Origin of the sequence: Streptomyces sp. VRA16 Mangrove soil (assembly GCF_017377775.1) — a bacterium.
Classification (GTDB): Bacteria; Actinomycetota; Actinomycetes; order Streptomycetales; family Streptomycetaceae; genus Streptomyces.
Genome location: NZ_JAFVLN010000027.1, coordinates 15,092 through 31,876 on the forward strand (window position 1 = coordinate 15,092; position 16,785 = coordinate 31,876).

The 16,785-nt window shown below is 74.2% G+C and carries 14 protein-coding genes; 6 read left to right on the forward strand and 8 right to left on the reverse strand.

The genetic code is table 11. The annotated features are described in order from the left end of the window. Positions 1 to 72: 72 nt before the first annotated feature. From J3486_RS41155 to J3486_RS41180, 6 genes are all read right to left on the reverse strand, one after another. On the reverse strand, positions 73 to 1,314 hold the full coding sequence (locus J3486_RS41155) for a cytochrome P450 (RefSeq protein WP_207829236.1): 1,242 nt from the start codon (positions 1,312 to 1,314) through the stop codon (positions 73 to 75). Between the two features lie 64 nt (positions 1,315 to 1,378). Further along, positions 1,379 to 2,596 (reverse strand): cytochrome P450, encoded by a 1,218-nt coding sequence (locus J3486_RS41160; protein WP_207829238.1) that lies wholly within the window; start codon positions 2,594 to 2,596, stop codon positions 1,379 to 1,381. Then, positions 2,593 to 3,258: an ATP/GTP-binding protein gene (locus J3486_RS41165; protein WP_207829240.1), complete on the reverse strand. Its 666-nt coding sequence runs from the start codon at positions 3,256 to 3,258 to the stop codon at positions 2,593 to 2,595. The genes J3486_RS41160 and J3486_RS41165 overlap by 4 nt, the downstream gene beginning before the upstream one ends. Beyond that, on the reverse strand, positions 3,239 to 3,598 hold the full coding sequence (locus J3486_RS41170) for a DUF742 domain-containing protein (RefSeq protein WP_207829241.1): 360 nt from the start codon (positions 3,596 to 3,598) through the stop codon (positions 3,239 to 3,241). Before J3486_RS41170 ends, J3486_RS41165 begins: the two co-directional genes overlap by 20 nt. Next, complete coding sequence (locus J3486_RS41175) at positions 3,595 to 4,026, reverse strand: roadblock/LC7 domain-containing protein (protein ID WP_207829243.1); 432 nt, start codon at positions 4,024 to 4,026, stop codon at positions 3,595 to 3,597. The genes J3486_RS41170 and J3486_RS41175 overlap by 4 nt, the downstream gene beginning before the upstream one ends. Then, on the reverse strand, positions 4,023 to 5,513 hold the full coding sequence (locus J3486_RS41180; protein ID WP_207829245.1) for a sensor histidine kinase KdpD: 1,491 nt from the start codon (positions 5,511 to 5,513) through the stop codon (positions 4,023 to 4,025). Before J3486_RS41180 ends, J3486_RS41175 begins: the two co-directional genes overlap by 4 nt. A 216-nt stretch (positions 5,514 to 5,729) precedes the next feature. Here J3486_RS41180 and J3486_RS41185 point away from each other — a divergent pair, with 216 nt between their 5' ends. Then, the gene (locus tag J3486_RS41185; RefSeq protein WP_207829246.1) at positions 5,730 to 8,654 is read left to right on the forward strand and encodes an FAD-binding and (Fe-S)-binding domain-containing protein; all 2,925 of its coding nucleotides are present in this window, start codon (positions 5,730 to 5,732) and stop codon (positions 8,652 to 8,654) included. A gap of 176 nt (positions 8,655 to 8,830) precedes the next feature. Here the strand turns inward: J3486_RS41185 and J3486_RS41190 are convergent, their stop codons facing one another. Then, positions 8,831 to 9,703 (reverse strand): LysR family transcriptional regulator, encoded by an 873-nt coding sequence (locus tag J3486_RS41190; RefSeq protein ID WP_229379419.1) that lies wholly within the window; start codon positions 9,701 to 9,703, stop codon positions 8,831 to 8,833. A 162-nt stretch (positions 9,704 to 9,865) separates the two neighbouring features. On the opposite strand from J3486_RS41190, the gene J3486_RS41195 reads away from it, so the two are divergent. Further along, a complete protein-coding gene (locus J3486_RS41195) occupies positions 9,866 to 10,816 on the forward strand; it encodes an EamA family transporter (protein WP_207829248.1) in 951 nt (316 codons plus the stop codon). A gap of 16 nt (positions 10,817 to 10,832) precedes the next feature. Here the strand turns inward: J3486_RS41195 and J3486_RS41200 are convergent, their stop codons facing one another. Further along, positions 10,833 to 11,621 carry a hypothetical protein gene (locus J3486_RS41200; RefSeq protein WP_207829249.1) on the reverse strand — a complete coding sequence of 263 codons (789 nt, stop codon included), beginning with the start codon at positions 11,619 to 11,621 and terminating at the stop codon, positions 10,833 to 10,835. Between the two features lie 45 nt (positions 11,622 to 11,666). Here J3486_RS41200 and J3486_RS41205 point away from each other — a divergent pair, with 45 nt between their 5' ends. The 4 genes from J3486_RS41205 (at position 11,667) to J3486_RS41220 (ending at position 16,785) form a co-directional block, all read left to right on the forward strand. Then, positions 11,667 to 12,335, forward strand: coding sequence for a VOC family protein (locus J3486_RS41205; protein ID WP_207829250.1), 669 nt, complete (start codon positions 11,667 to 11,669; stop codon positions 12,333 to 12,335). A 345-nt stretch (positions 12,336 to 12,680) separates the two neighbouring features. Next, complete coding sequence (locus tag J3486_RS41210) at positions 12,681 to 13,478, forward strand: TIGR03084 family metal-binding protein (RefSeq protein WP_207829252.1); 798 nt, start codon at positions 12,681 to 12,683, stop codon at positions 13,476 to 13,478. Further along, positions 13,475 to 15,190: an acyclic terpene utilization AtuA family protein gene (locus J3486_RS41215; RefSeq protein ID WP_207829253.1), complete on the forward strand. Its 1,716-nt coding sequence runs from the start codon at positions 13,475 to 13,477 to the stop codon at positions 15,188 to 15,190. The genes J3486_RS41210 and J3486_RS41215 overlap by 4 nt, the downstream gene beginning before the upstream one ends. Next, positions 15,187 to 16,785, forward strand: a complete 1,599-nt coding sequence (locus tag J3486_RS41220; protein ID WP_207829254.1) for an acyl-CoA carboxylase subunit beta — start codon at positions 15,187 to 15,189, stop codon at positions 16,783 to 16,785. Before J3486_RS41215 ends, J3486_RS41220 begins: the two co-directional genes overlap by 4 nt.

Sequence of the window (16,785 nt, forward strand, 5' to 3'; positions counted from 1 at the left end):
CGATGAGACGACCGCCTCCGGCCCGTGGACTTGTGAAGATCTACGAGAGCGCGCAGGGGCGCGTGAGGGGCGTCAGGCGCCCAGCACCACCGGCAGCTCGAACAGGTCGTTCTGCGTCACCACGGGCTTGTTGCGCAGCTCGGCCGGCTCGACCGCCAGGCGCAGGCCCGGGAAGCGCGCGTACAGGGCCGGAAGCGCGACCCCCGCCTCGAGCCGGGACAGCGCGGCGCCCGGGCAGACGTGCGGGCCGTGGCCGAAGGAGATGTGCCGGGTCGGCGAGGTGCGGGTGATGTCGAAGGAGCCGGCCGTCGGGCCGTGCGCCTGCTCGTCGCGGCCGATGGCGCCGTAGGAGACGATCAGCGCCTCGCCCTTTTCGATGGTCTTCCCGCCGACCTCGACGTCCTCGGCGGCGAACCGGATCAGCACGTGGGAGGTCGGGGTCGAGTAGCGCAGGGTCTCCTCGATCACCTGCTCCCAGGTCGCCTTGCCGTCGAGGACGAGCGCCAGCTGGTCGGGGTGGGCGGAGAGGTTCACGACCGCGTTGACGATGAGGGAGATCGTCGTCTCGTGGCCAGCCGCGACCATCAGCTGCAGCGTGGAGACGATCTCCTCGTCGGTGAGGTGGTCGCCGTTCTCGGACGCCTGGATCAGCGCGCTGGTCAGGTCGTCGCCCGGCTCGGCGCGGCGGGCCGCGACGACGGCGCCCATCATCGCGGCGAGCTCGCCGAGCGTCGCGATGACCTCCTCCGGCGGGGTCTGCGTGGAGAAGAACTTGTCGAACAGGACCTTCAGGCGCGGGTGGTCCGCCTCGTCTATGCCCATCAGGTCGCTGATCACGTACATGGGCAGGGGGTACGCGAAGTCCGCCTTGAGGTCGACCTCGCCCTCCTTCGGGAGCTTGTCGAGCAGGCCCGCCGTCAGCTCCTCGATGCGCTCGCGCATCCGCTCCACCCGGCGCACGGTCAGCGCCTGCGCGACCAGGGCGCGCATCCGGCGGTGGTCCTCGCCGTCCACGGTGAGCATCGAGCGGCCCGGGTTGGCCAGGCCGATCAGCGGCCAGTCGGCGGGGATCTCGCCGCGCTGCCAGGCGCCCCACACCTCGATGTCCTTCACCAGACGCTTGTCGGTGAGGAGCGCGCGGGCCTCGGCGTGGTGCGTGACCGCCCACACGGGGACGCCGCCGGGCAGCTCCACCCGTGCGATCGGGCCCGCCGCCAGCAGCCGGGCGCTCTCGCCGGCCAGGTCGGTGACGAACGGGTCGAGGGCGATCGGGGCGGAGGACGCGTGGGGGCAGGCGGATGCGGATGTCGTCACTGAGGTCTCCAGGGAGGCGAGGAGGGCGGCGAGGGCGAAGAGTCGGCGAAGAGCCGGCGAAGAGCTACAGGGCGGGCGTCGGCGTGAACCGGACCCGCAGGTCGGTGAGGCCCCGCAGCCACGGCGAGGGGCGGCGGGTCAGCGACTCGGCGGGCGCGGCCAGGTCGATGTCGGGCAGCCGGTCGAGGATGACCTCGATGCCGGTGCGCGCGATGACCTCCGCGACCTCCTGCGCCGGGAACGGGCAGCGGTGCTCGCCGTGCCCGAAGGAGAAGTGCGCGTTGTTGCCGCCGGTCAGCACCGAGGCGTCGGTGCGCACCTGCGGGTCGGCGTTGGCGGCGGCGAGCCCCAGCAGGAGCAGGTCGCCGGAGCGGATGTGGCGCCCGCCGAGGGTGGTGTCGCGGGTGGCCCAGCGGCCCGCGACGTTCTGCGTGGGCGTGTCCTCCCACAGCACCTCGTTCATCGCCTCGGCGACGCTGTGCCGCCCGCCGAACAGCGACGCGGCGAACCGGTCGTCGGTCAGCATCAGCCGCAGCGAGTTGCCGATCCAGTCGGCCGTCGGCTGGTGCCCGGCCGCCATCATCACCATCAGGTCCTGGGCGATCTCCTCGTCGGTGAACCCCGAGGTGTCGTCCAGCATGTACGAGGCGACGTCCTCGCCCGGCTGGGTGTGCTTGGCCGCGAGCAGCCCGACCATCGACTCGGCCAGGTGCTGCTGCCCCGCGAGGGCCCGCTCCCGGCCGTCGATCATGTCGTTCATGGCGGTGACGAGAGCGGGGCCCTGCTCGTCGGAGAAGCCGTAGATCCGGGCCAGGACGCGGACCGGCAGCATCATCGCGTAGTCCGCGACGATGTCCGTCTCGCCCTTGCCGCAGAAGCCGTCGATCAGCTCGTCCGCGAACTGCTCGGCGTGCGAGCGCAGTTCGAACGGGTCGACCGCCTCCAGGGCGTGGCTGATCATCGCGGCGCGCTGCCGGTGCCGCTCGCCGACCGTGTAGAGGATCGACGGCTGCTTGTGCCCGATCATCGGCAGCAGCGGCCAGTCGGCGGGGATGTTCTCCCACTGGTTCCACAGGTCGGAGTCCCGGCTGAACAGCACGGGGTCGCCGGTCACCTGGTGCAGTTCGCGGTAGCCGAGGACCAGCCAGGCGGGGATGTCGCCGTCGAGGACGACGGGCGCCACGGCGCCGTGGTCGCGCCGCATCTCCCGGTAGAGCGTGGCGGGTTCGGTCGCGAAGCGCGGCCCCGACAGCGGTACGGGGGCGGAGGCAGGGCAGGTCACCGGGCGATCTCCTGAGGGGCGTACGACGACGGGTCGTACGGCGGTGTGGCGTACGGCGATGTGGCGTACAGCGACTTGAGGTGTTCCACGAGCGCGATCAGGACGCTCTTGCTGGAGTCCCGCTCGCGCGCGTCGCAGCGCACCAGCGGCACCTCCGGGTCGAGGTCGAGGGCCTCGCGCAGCTGCTCCAGGGTGTGCGAGGTGCCGCCGAAGTCGTTGTGGGCGACGATGAACGGCGTCCCGTGGTGCTCCAGGCGGTCGATCGCGTACCAGGAGTCCTCCAGGCGGCGGGTGTCGACGAGGACGACCGCGCCGAGCGTGCCGGAGAACAGCCGGTCCCACAGGAACCAGAACCGTTCCTGGCCGGGCGCGCCGAACAGGTAGAGGACGTTGTGCGCGTCGAGCGTGATGCGGCCGAAGTCGAAGGCGACGGTCGTCGACGTCTTGGCGCGTACGCCGTCCAGGTCGCCGAGTTCGTCGACGCCCTGCCCCGCCTGCGTCATCGTCTCCTCGGTGTTGAGAGGACGTATCTCGCTCACGGAGCGGACCATGGTGGTCTTGCCGACGCCGAAGCCGCCGACGACGACGACCTTCAGGCCGTTGTCGGCGCCGGCCGACAACTCCGTCCGCCGGACGGGCAGTTCAGAGGTTGCGGAGTCCAACGAGCACCTGCTCCAGGATGTCGAGGTCGGGAAGGCGGTGGGGGGCGGCGACGGGGCGCGGGTGGCGGGCGCCGATGCGGCCCTGCACCAGGAGGTCGGAGAGCAGGACGCGCACGATGCTCACCGGCAGCCCGAGTTCGGCCGCCACCTCCACGACCGCCGTCGGCCGCCCGCACATCCGCAGGATCGCGGCGTGCTCGGACGGCATGCCGGGCACCGGGTCGGACTCGGCGACGACCAGCGACACCAGGTCGAAGGAGACGTCGGGCGCCGGCCGGCTGCGCCCTCCGGTGAGGGTGTAGAGCCGGTCGGGCGCGTCGTCCCGGCCCGGACGGCTCATGACGCCGGGACGGTGCGGGAGACGTCCGGTGTACGGGGCAGCGCGCGCAGGTGTTCGCCGAGCTGTTCGACGAGCTCCATCATGGTGTGCCCGATCAGGCCCGCGTCGGCGTCCTCGGCGGCGATCACCGCGAGGTGGGCGCCCTCGCCGGCCTCGACGATGAAGAGGGTGCCGCCGTGGAACTCGGTCATCGAGGAGCGCACTCCGCCGCTGCCGTCGCCGAACTCGGCGGAGGCGCCGTGCGCCAGGGACTGGATCCCGGCGGCGATCGCGGCGAGCTGGTCGGCCTGGTCGGCGGAGAGCTCGGGGGTGTGGCACAGCTTGAGGCCGTCGCGCGACAGGACCAGGGCGTGCCGGGCGCCCGGGGTGCGCTTGAGGAGGCCTTCGAGCAGCCAGGTCAGGCCAGCGCCGGTGGTGGTCCCGCTCATTGGGGGGTGTCGCCTTCCTGCGTGTGATCTTCGAGGGGTTGTTCAGTTGTGGTGGCGGCTTCCCCGGCCGGTGGCGGGGTGGCGCGCACCGCCTGTCGGAAGCTGCTGAAACGGGCGGCGGGGGACTCCGCGGGGGCGGAGACCTCCCGTCCGGTCTCCGCCGGTGCGGCGGCGCGGGCCTGGGCGCGCCGGGCGGCGGCCAGGGTGCGACCACGGGCCCGCTTGGGCAGGCCGCTGTCGCTGTCGGGGGCGCGGTCGCGTTCGCCGTCGCTGCCGTTGTCGCCGTCGTCCGACGTCCGTTCGTGGCCGGTCCGTGCACGGGTCGGAAGGCCGGGGTGGGTGTCGTCGGCGGCGGGTTCGTGGGTGGCGGAGTCGTACGGGGACGTCCCGTCGGCGACAACGGCGGTGGCCGTGTGAGTGGCCGGTGCTGGTGTCGTGGCCGGTGCGGGCGCCGGGGTGTCGGTGGTCCGGGACAGCAGCTCCTGCGGGATGAGCAGCAGCACCCCGGTGCCGCCGCGCGCGGACGGCCGGAACGACACGGTCAGACCGTGCTTGCGGGCCAGCCGGCCGACGACGGCGAGCCCGAGCCGGGTACCCGACAGGCCGCCGAGTCCCGAGGTCCCGCCGGAGACGGCCCGCTCGGCGCGGCGCAGCTGCACCGGGCCCATGACCAGGCCCGCGTCCTCGACGGAGACGATGACGCCGGCCGGGACGTCCTCGACGTAGACGTGCACCTCCGCGGTGGGCGGCGAGAAGTTCGCGGCGTTGTCGAGGAGTTCGGCCAGTACGTGCATGACGCCCTCGGCGGCGTGGCCCGCGACGGCGACCTGGCCGGGGGCGTGGACGCGCACCCGCTGGTAGCCGCCGATGCGTCCCATCGCGCCGCGCAGGATCGACTCCATGGCGATGGGCCGGGCCCAGCGGCGGCCCGAGCGGGCGCCGGTGAGCACGGCCACCGAGTCGGCGAGCCGGCCCGCCTGCGCGGTGCGGTGGTCGAGGTGGAGCAGGTCGGCGAGCACGTCCTCGTCCGTGTGCCGGTGCTCCATCTCGCGCAGGTCGGCGAGCATGCCGGTGGCCAGGGCCTGCATCCGTCCGGCCGCGTTGGCGCAGGCCGCGAGGGCGGCGGCGCGCTCGGCGCGGGCGGTGCGCAGCTGGGCGGTGAGCTCGGCGGCGTCGCGCACGCGGGCGTCCCGCTCCTGGGCCAACTCGGACTCCGCGCGGGCCCGTTCGGCGGCGCCGCGGTCGGCCGTGTGCCGCATCTCCTCGGTGCGCCTGCGCAGCAGGGCGACGCTCGCCCGGGCGTGCGCGATGTATCCGGCGGCCGCGCTCAGCGCGACCGCCACGAGGGCGGCGCCCCAGGCGAGCGGGGTGCGCACGGAGTCCGGCGCGAGGGCCACCGCACCCGCGCCGAGCGCCGCGGTGACGAGGAGAGCGGCCAGCAGGGTGAGCGCGGCCGGGCGTACGGGGGGCCGGATGGGCGCGGTCATCGATCGGGTCCTCAGGACGGGTGCGGGACGGATGGGGGGCAGGGACGGAACAGGGGTGCGGGACAGGATGTGATCAGTGCGTGGTCAACGTTCAGTCAATTCGCGGCAACTATAGGAGAGTTGGTGATCGGTGTGGGAATGATTCAGTCCGGATCGTGAAAAAGTGGGCGCACGACTGTGGCGCCGAGGGGCCTGTGGGGCTGCATCCTGGGGTGCATGGATGATCTGGGCGGCCTGGAACGGGAACTGAGGGCGGCCGTGCGCGGCGGGGTGGACTGCTCCGTCACCGCGCGGGCCCTGAACACGATGGACGCGTCCAACTACCGCCGGGTGCCCCTGGGGGTGTGCACCCCGGCGGACGGCGACGACGTGGCCGCGGCCCTGGAGGTGTGCCGAAGGCGTGGCGTCCCGGTCGTGGGCCGCGGCGGCGGCACCTCCATCGCGGGCCAGGCGACCGGCACCGGGCTCGTCCTCGACTTCACCCGCCACATGAACGGCGTCGTGGACCTCGACCCTGGGACCCGCACGGCGGTCGTGCAGCCCGGACTCGTCCTCGACCGCCTCCAGGCCGCCGCCGCCCCGCACGGGCTGCGCTTCGGCCCCGACCCGTCCACCCACAGCCGCTGCACGATCGGCGGCATGATCGGGAACAACTCGTGCGGCTCGCACTCGGTGGCGTGGGGCACGACCGCCGACAGCGTCGCGGCCCTCGACGTGGTCGCGGGCGACGGCTGCGCGTACCGCCTCGGACAGGGCTGGGACGGCGCGCCGGCGGGCCTGCGGGAGCTGGTGGAGCGGGAGTCGGCGACGGTCCGCACCGGCTTCGCCCCGTACACGGGGCTGCCGCGCCGCATCTCCGGTTACGCCGTGGACGCGCTGCTCCCCGAGCACGGCACCGACCTCGCCCGCTTCCTCTGCGGCACCGAGGGCACCCTCGGCCTGGTCACCGAGGCCACGGTCAGACTCGTCGAGGCACCGCCCGCGAAGGCCCTCGCCGTCCTCGCGTACGCGGACGAGAGCGCCGCCGCCGAGGCCGCCGCGGGCCTGCTGCCGCACGGGCCGCTCACCGTCGAGGGGATGGCCGCCGACCTCGTGCCCCCGGACTCGGGCCTGCCCAAGGGCGGCGCCTGGCTGTTCGTGGAGACCGGCGGCGCGACCCCGGCCGAGGCGCGGGCGGCGGCCGACCGGATCGTGCGGTCCTGCGACAGGGCGACCGTCGTGGACGCGCTGGTGGTCGCCGACCCGGCCGGGCAGCGGGCGCTGTGGCGGATCCGCGAGGACGCCTCCGGCACGGCGACCCGGATGCCCGACGGCAGCGAGGCGTGGCCCGGCTGGGAGGACTGCGCCGTGCCGCCCGCCCGACTGGGCGCGTACCTGCGGGACTTCCGCGGTCTGCTGACCGAGCACGGGCTGCGCGGCACCCCGTACGGGCACTTCGGCGACGGCTGCATCCACGTACGCATCGACTTCGATCTGCTCACCGCGCCGGGCATCGCCCGCTTCCGCCGCTTCTCCGAGGACCTGGCCACGCTCGTCGTCGCGCACGGCGGCTCGCTCTCCGGCGAGCACGGCGACGGGCAGGCCCGCGCCGAACTCCTGCCGAAGATGTACGGACCCGCACTCGTCGGTCTCTTCGAGCGCGTGAAGGCGGTCTGGGACCCCGCCGACCTGCTCAACCCCGGGATTCTGGTACGCCCCGCCCGCCTCGACGAGAACCTCCGCTTCGCCCCGCTGCCGCGCGAGCCGGTGGGCCCCGTCGACATCGCCTTCGGCTACCCGCACGACAACGGTGATTTCTCGGCGGCCGTGCGCCGCTGCGTCGGGGTCGCCAAGTGCCGCGTCCAGGAGCCGAGTTCGGGCGGCGGCGTGATGTGCCCGTCCTTCCGGGCCACCGGGGGCGACGAGACGCACTCCACGCGCGGCCGGGCCCGGCTGCTGCACGAGATGCTCGCCGGGGAGGTGATCACCGACGGCTGGCGGTCGCAGGAGGTGCGGGACGCGCTCGACCTGTGCCTGTCCTGCAAGGGGTGCAGGAGCGACTGTCCGGTGGGCGTCGACATGGCCACGTACAAGGCGGAGTTCCTGCACCACCACTACGCGGGGCGGCGCCGCCCCGCAGCGCACTACACGATGGGATGGCTGCCGCGCTGGCTGCGGCTGGTGGAGCGGACCCGCACGGCGGGTCTGGTCAACTCCCTCACGTCGGTGGGGGTGTTGGCGGCAGCGGGCAAGCGGGTCGGGGGGATCGCCCGGGAGCGGCGGATCCCGCGGGTGGCGCGGCAGACGTTCAGCGCGTGGTGGCGCGCGCAGCTGCGGCGGCGGGTGCGCGAGCGGCGGTTCGGGCCGCGCGGGCAGAAGATCGCCGTGCTGTGGCCCGACACCTTCACCGAACATCTGGCGCCGGAGGTCGGTCGCGCGGCGGTCCGGGTCCTGGAGGCGGCCGGGGTGACGGCGTTGCTGCCGCCGCGCACCCGGTTCACGTACCGCACCGAGGACGGTGCCCCGGTTGCCGTCGGCGGCAACGTCCTCGACCCGCGCCGGTCCCGGGTGTGCTGCGGGCTCACCTATCTCTCGACCGGACAGCTCGACCGGGCGCGGGAGGTGCTGAAGCGGACCCTCGACCTGATGCCGTCGGTCGTGGACGCCGACGTCCCGGTGATCGTCCTGGAGCCCTCGTGCGGCGCCGCGCTCCGCTCGGACCTGCCCGAACTCCTCCCCGACGACCCGCGCGCCCGGCGCCTGGCCGACCGGGTCGTCACCTTCGCCGAGGCCCTGGAACGGCTCGCCCCCGACTGGGCGCCGCCGCGCCTGGACCGGGCGGCCGTCGGCCAGACGCACTGCCACCAGCACGCGGTGCTCGGCGACGCGGCGGACCGGCGGCTGCGCGAACGGGCCGGTCTGGAGGGCGAGTTGAGCGGCGGCTGTTGCGGGCTCGCCGGGAACTTCGGGTTCGAGGACGGGCACTACGACGTGTCGGTGGCCTGTGCGGAGGAGTCGTTGCTGCCGGCGGTGCGCTCCGCGGGGGACGGGGACGTGGTGCTGGCCGACGGATTCTCGTGCCGGACTCAGCTGGAGCAGCTTGCCGGGCGGCGGGGCAGGCACATCGCGGAGGTGCTGGCCGAGGGGCTTGACGGCGGGTAGGCGTCCGCCTCGTCCTGGCGCGTCGCCGGGTGCGCTGCTGTCGTGGCTGGCCGCCCGCGCGGCGGAGCCGCATGCCGGCACAGCCCCGCGCCCCTCGGACACGGGCTCTTGTGGGGCGTCGGCCGTCACCGGGCACAGGTTCTTGTGGGGCGTCGGCCGTCACCGGACACGGGCTCTTATGGGGCGTCGGCCGTCACCGCTGCCGCCATCTCGATCAGGTCCGGGATCGAGGGGTGGCCCGGCCCCTTGCGGTGGGCGAGGAAGACCTGGACCGCCGGGGCGTCCGTCAGGGGGACGTAGGCGACGCCCGGGTGCGGGTGCAGGGAGACCGTGGCCGTCGACGTGATGCCCACCGCCTGGTCCGCGGCGATCGCGGCCAGCCAGTCGTCGGTGTTGGCGACCGGGAGGGTGCGGGTGGGACGGGCGGCCGGCGGCCACAGGTCGAGGGTGGTGGTGCCGGAGACCGTGTTCAGGGCGATGACCTCGTCGCGCAGGTCCGCAAGGGCGAGCTCCGGGCGCCGGGCGAGCGGGCTGTCGCAGGGGAGCGCCGCGACCCGGGGCTCCCGGTGCAGCAGCCGCGTCACCAGGTCCGGCAGGTCGGCCGGGCCGCGCAGCAGGGCGACGTCGACGGCGCCGCGGGTGAGGCCGGCCGTGCGGTCGTCGATGCGGAGCAGTTCGAGCGGCACGTCCGGGTGGGCCTGCCGCCAGCGGCGCAGCAGCGGGGTCGTGTAGGCGCCGGCCGCCGACCAGGCGTGGCCGAGGCGCAGCGGGCGGTGCGGGGTGTGGGCGGAGGCGAGCGCGTCCTCGAACGCGGCGACGGCGACGGCCGCCTTCTCGCGGAACGAGCGGCCCTCGGGGGTGAGCTCCAGGTGATGGGTGGAGCGGTCGACGAGCCGGACGCCGAGCGCGTCCTCCAGCGCGGCGAGCGTGCGCGAAACGGCGGGCTGGGTGAGGCCGAGCCGGGCGGCGGCCCGGGTGACATTGCCCTCGTCGGCGACGGCGAGGAAGCAGCGCAGATGACGCATGTCGACGAACGGGCCCCTGGTCATGTCTGCGGAGCATAACGGGAGAGCAGAAAGCATTTCACGCGCCACTCCCGGCGGTCCTAGCGTGGGAGGCCACGGGTGGGCCGACCGCTGGTCCACGAGCACGGCACAGTTCATTACACTGTTCTGGTAAGTGCAGTGCGTTGAACTTGAGAGGGGTGGACCGTGAGCGGCCCGCACACAGAGACCACGGTGGCCCCGGCGCCCGCGACGGGGGCCCTCGACGGCGGCGCGGCGACGGCCCCCGCGCACCGCCGGGCCGCCCTGGGGCCGGTCGGCCTGGTGCTCGCCGGGTGCGTCTCGGTGCAGTTCGGCGGCGCGGTCGCGGTGAGCCTGATGCCGCGGGCCGGCGCGGTCGGCGTGGTCACCCTGCGCCTGGTGGTGGCCGCGCTCGTCCTCATGCTGGTCTGCCGGCCCCGGCTGCGCGGCCACTCGCGCGCCGACTGGGGCACGGTGGTCGCGTTCGGCATCGCCATGGGCGGCATGAACCTGCTCTTCTACCAGGCCGCGGCCCGCATCCCGCTCGGCCTCGCGGTCACCTTCGAGGTGCTCGGCCCGCTGACCCTCTCCGTCGTCGCGTCCCGCCGCGCGGTCAACCTGCTGTGGGCGGGCCTCGCGCTGGCCGGTGTCTTCCTGCTCGGCGGCGCGGGCGACGGGCTCGGCGGACTCGACCCGGCCGGTGTGGCCTTCGCGGTCGCGGCCGGCGCCATGTGGGCGACGTACATCGTCTTCAGCGCACGGACGGGCCGCCGCTTCCCGCAGGCCGACGGCCTCGCGCTCGCCATGGCGGTGGCCGCGGTGCTCTGTCTGCCGCTGGGCCTGGCGACCGCGGGACCCAAGCTCTTCGATCCGGTGACGATCGGCCTCGGCGCGGCCGTCGCCGTCATGTCGTCGGTGCTGCCCTACACCCTCGAACTCGTCGCGCTGCGCCGCCTGCCCGCGTCCACGTTCGCGGTGATGATGAGCCTGGAACCGGCCATCGCGGCGCTCGCCGGCTTCCTCGTCCTGAGCCAGGCCCTGTCCTGGGTGCAGGCGGCGGCGATCACCCTCGTCATCGCGGCGAGCATGGGGGCGGTGCGGACACAGGTGGGGCGCGGACGGAAGCAGGCCGCGTAGGGCTGAGGCGGCCCGGTCAGTCGCCCCGCGCCGCCCGGTACTCGATCCCTCGCGTGAACGCGGCACGCACGCTCGGCACGAGCTGCCCGGCCCAGGCCGGATGGTTCTCGCCGCGCGCGAGCGTCCAGCACACGAGGGCGTAGCCGAACTCGGCGCGGCTCAGGTACCCGATCCGGTTCCGTTCGTCCCGGCGCCCGGTGAGCATCCAGTCGTCGAGGTCACCCAGCGGCATCACCGAGTACCCGCCCTTGCGCCCGTAGGTGTCGGCGGCGTTGGCGGTCAGGACCCCCATGCCGAGGTGCACGGTCACCAGATCGGTGAGGCGTTCCTCCTGGGCAGGGGAGAGGTCCAGGGCGGCCAGGCCCGCCGCCCGCGCGAGCCGGGCGTGCGCCAGTTCGTGCGCGATCAGCGCCGCGAACGTGTCCGGCCGGGCCGCCACGCTCCGGTCGAGGTCGATCACGGGGCCGTCGGGCTCCTCGCGGTACTCGCCGATGTGCCGCCGGGCCCCGTGAGCGCCCTCCGGTTCGACCAGCCGTACGCGCAGCCCGTCCGTGTCGGCTCCCATGACCGCGCCGACCCGCCGCACCAGCTCCTCGGTCCGCCGCTGGGTGGCCTCGAAGCCGCGCGGCACGAACCCGGGCAGCGCCGGATCCTCCGTCGCGGCCCCGAACTCCCGCTCGCACCACTTCAGTTGCCGCTCGATCCAGGCCCCGTCGCGGGCGTGCACGGGACTGGTCCCGCGCACGTGCTGCCGCAGCCAGGGCTTGGGGTTCCGGTCCGGATCCGTCCGTCCGTCGCTGCTCACGGCCGCACCTTACGAGACCGGGGCCCGCCCTGACAGGATCCCTGCATGGACAAGCTCCCGACACCAGAGATCCTCGCCGCCATCGCGGAAGACCTGGGCGACTGGCGCCGCACGGCCCAGCCGATCGTGGCCCGCTACCGCGTGACCGGCATCGCCGAGGCCGCCGCGTTCGTCTCGGAGGTCGCCGACGCGGCCCGCGCCGCGGACCGGGAACCCGAGGTCAGGCTGGGGCCCGGCTTCGCCGAGGTGTCCCTGTGCACGACCGGCCCGACGGGGGCCCGCTGGGTCACCCGGCAGGACCTCCGGCTGGCCGCCACCGTCTCCGAAGTGGCGCGCAAGCACGCCCTCACCGCCGTCCCGCGCGAGATCGCCCAGCTCGAACTGGGCCTGGACGCCTCCGACTTCGCCGCCCTCGGCCCCTTCTGGTCGGCGCTCCTCACCGGCTCGCCCGACCACGTGGTCCGCGACGACGTCATGGACCCGGCGAACCGCGTCCCCAACGTCTGGTTCCAGCACACCGAGGCCCACACCCCGCCCCGCCAGCGCTGGCACCCCGACCTCTGGCTGGCCCCCGAGGAGGCCGCGCCCCGCATCGAGGCGGCCCTCGCCGCGGGCGGCGTCCTCGTCGACGACACCTACGCGCCCATGTTCACCGTCCTCGCGGACCCGGAGGGCAACCGGGTGTGCGTGTGCACGGCGCAGGGCCGGGACTGACGCTGCGCGCCACAGCGCCGGGACGGACCGGCGCAGCGGCGCCGGCTGCGCCACCCACGCCGGTTCGACGACGGGGAACGGCCCCAGGATCCCCGAGCCGCCCCGCGACAGCGCTTACGCCGGCCACGAGACGGACAGAAGCCGCCCCACGCCGCCGAGGAGACCGTGCACCGCCAGGCTCTCCGGGCCTGTCGCCCCGAGGCCGCCTCGGCGGATGCACCGGTCGAGGCGTCGGCCCCGCCCCGTGCCGGGCCCAATTTCCATGCAAGCACGCTTGATTGTTTCCCGGACCGCTGCCATGCTCCAGGCACGCCGCACACCGCCGTGCCCCGAGGGGAGCGCACCGTGTCCGAGACGTACGTCGTCATCGACGACCTGCGTGACGAGAGCAAGGAACTCGACGCCCTGGTCGGGGAGTTGGGTGCGAGCGACTGGCGGCGGGCGACGCCCGCGCCGCGCTGGAGCATCGCCCATCAGATCGCCCATCTCGCCTGGACCGACCGGGCCGCGCTGCTCGCCGTCACCGACGCCGAGGGGTTCGCGGCCGAGGTGGAGAAGGCGCTGGCCGCCCCGGACTCGTTCGTCGACGACGGCGCCGAGGAGCTGGCCGCGCTGGAGCCCGGCGCGCTGCTCGCCCGGTGGCGGGACGGGCGCGCGGCGCTGGACGGGGCGTTGCGGGCCGCGGCGCGGGAGCGGCGGAAGTTCCCCTGGTTCGGGCCGCCGATGTCCGCCGCCTCTATGGCGACCGGGCGGCTGATGGAGACCTGGGCCCACGGCCAGGACGTCGCCGACGCGCTCGGCGCGCTGCGGTGCCCCACCGGGCGGCTGCGACACGTGGCCCGGATCGGCGTACGGGCCCGCGACTTCGCCTTCGGGGCGCACGGGCTACAGCCGCCGGGGGAGGAGTTCCGCGTCGAACTCGTCGCCCCCGACGGCGAGTTGTGGACGTACGGGCCGCAGGACGCCCCGCAGCGGGTCACCGGAACCGCCCTCGACTTCTGCCTCCTCGTCACCCAGCGCGCCCACCGCGACGACGTCGACGTCCGCGCCGAGGGCCCCGACGCCGACCGCTGGCTCGGCATCGCGCAGGCCTTCGCCGGGCCGCCCGGCACCGGGCGCGGACCCCAGGGGGCCGTCGCGTGAGCGGGGCACCGCTGCGGATCGGGAACGCGTCCGGGTTCTACGGCGACCGGTTCGACGCCCTGCGGGAGATGCTCACCGACGGCCCGCTCGACGTCCTCACCGGCGACTATCTCGCCGAGCTGACCATGCTCATCCTCGGCAGGGACCGGCTGAAGGACCCCGGGCGCGGCTACGCCCGTACGTTCCTGCGGCAGCTGGAGGAGTGCCTCGGGCTCGCCGTCGAACGCGGCACCAGGATCGTGGCGAACGCCGGAGGCCTCAACCCGGGCGGACTGGCCGATGCCGTACGGGAGTTGGCGGCACGGCTGCGGATCCCCGTCCGGGTCGCCCACGTCGAGGGCGACGACCTCCTCGCGACCGGCCGCTACCCCGGCGCCCTCACCGCCAACGCCTACCTCGGCGGCGCCGGGATCACCGCCTGCCTGGAGGCGGGTGCCGACATCGTCGTCACCGGGCGCGTCACCGACGCCGCCCTGGTCAGCGGGCCCGCCGCCTGGCACTTCGGATGGGCCTACGAGGACGGGGCCGCGTACGACCGGCTCGCGGGCGCCGTCGTCGCCGGGCACGTCCTGGAGTGCGGGACGCAGGCGACCGGCGGCAACTACGCGCACTTCGCCCGCCACGGGCAAGAGGCGGTGCGGCGGCCCGGCTTCCCCGTCGCCGAGATCCACGAGGACGGGACCGCCGTCATCGGCAAGCACCCCGGCACCGGCGGCCTCGTCGACGTCGGGACCGTCACCGCCCAGCTCCTGTACGAGACCGGGGGCGCCCGGTACGCGGGGCCCGACGTCACCGCGCGCCTCGACACCGTCCGGCTCACCCCGGAGGGGCCGGACCGCGTCCGCATCCACGGCGTCCGGGGCGAGGCCCCGCCGCCCACCCTCAAGGTCGGGCTCAACCGGCTCGGCGGGTTCCGGGGCGAGGTCGTGTTCGTACTGACCGGGCTGGACATCGACGCCAAGGCAGACCTCGTACGGCAGCAGATGGACGACGCCTTCGCACGGTCCAAGTGCCGCCCCCAGCACGTGCGGTGGGAGCTCGCGCGCACCGATCACGACGACGCCGCCACCGAGGAGACCGCCAGCGCCCTGCTGCGGCTCGTCGTGCGCGACCAGGACCAGAACACCGTGGGGCGGGCCCTCGGCGGCGCCGCCGTCGAGCTCGCCCTCGGCTCCTACCCCGGGTTCCACGTCACCGCGCCGCCCGGCAAGGGCTCCCCGTACGGGGTGTTCGAGGCCGCGTACGCCGACCGCGCCGACGTCCCGCACCTCGCCGTCCTGCCCGACGGGGAACGGGTCGACGTACGCACCGAAGGCGGCCCCACGCAGGCCCTCGCCCCCGTCACCGAACCCCCGCTCCCCGCGCCGCCACCCTCCGGGCCCACCCGCCGCGCCCCCCTCGGGCTCGTCGCCGGGGCCCGCAGCGGCGACAAGGGCGGCGACGCCAACATCGGCGTCTGGGTGGAGAGCGACCCGGCCTGGCAGTGGCTCGCGCACACCCTCACCGTCGACCGCGTCCGCCAACTCCTGCCGGAAGTCGCCGACCTGACCGTCACCCGGCACGTCCTTCCGCACCTGCGCGCCCTCAACTTCACCGTCGAGGGCGTCCTCGGCGAGGGCGTCGCCGCGCAGGCCCGATTCGACCCGCAGGCCAAGGGCCTCGGCGAATGGCTGCGCTCCCGCCACCTCGACATACCGGAGGCTCTGCTGTGACCGTCCTGGCCAGCGCCCTGGACACCCGGTCCGACGACTACGCCGCCCACCGCGCCGCCCTCCTGGACAAGCTCACCGCCCTCGACGCCGAGCACGCCAAGGCCCTCGCGGGCGGCGGCGAGAAGTACGTCCAGCGGCACCGGGGGCGCGGCAAACTGCTCGCCCGGGAACGCATCGAGCTGCTGCTCGACCCCGACACCCCGTTCCTGGAGCTGTCGCCGCTCGCCGCCTGGGGCAGCGACTACACCGTCGGCGCCTCGCTCGTCACCGGCATCGGGGTCGTCGAGGGCGTCGAGTGCCTGATCACGGCCAACGACCCGACCGTGCGCGGCGGCGCCAGCAATCCGTGGTCGCTGAAGAAGGCCCTGCGCGCCAACGAGATCGCGTACGCCAACCGGCTGCCCTGCATCTCCCTCGTCGAGTCCGGCGGCGCCGATCTGCCGTCGCAGAAGGAGATCTTCATCCCGGGCGGCGGCATCTTCCGCGACATCACCCGCCTGTCGGCGGCCGGCATCCCCACCGTCGCCGTCGTCTTCGGCAACTCGACGGCCGGCGGCGCGTACATCCCCGGCATGTCCGACCACGTCATCATGGTCAAGGACCGGGCGAAGGTGTTCCTCGGCGGGCCGCCGCTCGTGAAGATGGCGACCGGCGAGGAGAGCGACGACGAATCGCTCGGCGGGGCCGAGATGCACGCCCGTACCTCCGGGCTCGCCGACTACTTCGCGCACGACGAGCAGGACGCGATCCGGCAGGCCCGGCGTGTCGTCGCCCGCCTCAACCACCGCAAGGCGTACGCCGACACGCCGCCGGCCCAGCCCCCGAAGTACGACCCCGAGGAACTGCTCGGCATCGTCCCCGAGGACCTGAAGGTGCCCTTCGACCCGCGCGAGGTCATCGCCCGGATCGTCGACGGCTCCGACTTCGACGCGTTCAAGCCGCTGTACGGGGCCTCGCTCGTCACCGGGTGGGCGTCCCTGCACGGCTATCCCGTCGGCATCCTCGCCAACGCCCGGGGCGTGCTCTTCAGCGAGGAGTCCCAGAAGGCCGCCCAGTTCATCCAGTTGGCGAACCAGCGCGACATCCCGCTGCTCTTCCTGCACAACACCACCGGCTACATGGTCGGCAAGGAGTACGAGCAGGGCGGCATCATCAAACACGGCTCGATGATGATCAACGCCGTCAGCAACAGCCGCGTACCGCATCTGTCCGTGCTCATGGGCGCCTCGTACGGCGCCGGGCACTACGGGATGTGCGGGCGCGCCTACGACCCCCGCTTCCTGTTCGCCTGGCCCAGCGCCAAGTCCGCCGTCATGGGGCCGCAGCAGCTCGCGGGCGTCCTGTCGATCGTGGCCCGGCAGTCCGCCGCCGCCAAGGGACTCCCGTACGACGACGAGGCCGACGCGGGGCTGCGGGCCATGGTCGAGCAGCAGATCGAGGCCGAGTCGCTGCCGATGTTCCTGTCCGGGCGGCTCTACGACGACGGCGTCATCGACCCCCGCGACACCCGCACCGTCCTCGGCATCTGCCTGTCCGCGATCCACACCGCACCGTACGAGGGCGCCCGCGGCGGCTTCGGCGTCTTCAGGATGTGA

Excerpts from the sequence above, each read along its gene's own strand:
- J3486_RS41170 (WP_207829241.1), bottom strand. The coding sequence starts at position 3,598 with ATGAGCCGTCCGGGCCGGGACGACGCGCCCGACCGGCTCTACACCCTC.
- J3486_RS41175 (WP_207829243.1), bottom strand. The coding sequence starts at position 4,026 with ATGAGCGGGACCACCACCGGCGCTGGCCTGACCTGGCTGCTCGAAGGC.
- J3486_RS41180 (WP_207829245.1), bottom strand. The coding sequence starts at position 5,513 with ATGACCGCGCCCATCCGGCCCCCCGTACGCCCGGCCGCGCTCACCCTG.
- J3486_RS41185 (WP_207829246.1), top strand. The coding sequence starts at position 5,730 with ATGGATGATCTGGGCGGCCTGGAACGGGAACTGAGGGCGGCCGTGCGC.
- J3486_RS41190 (WP_229379419.1), bottom strand. The coding sequence starts at position 9,703 with ATGACCAGGGGCCCGTTCGTCGACATGCGTCATCTGCGCTGCTTCCTC.
- J3486_RS41205 (WP_207829250.1), top strand. The coding sequence starts at position 11,667 with ATGGACAAGCTCCCGACACCAGAGATCCTCGCCGCCATCGCGGAAGAC.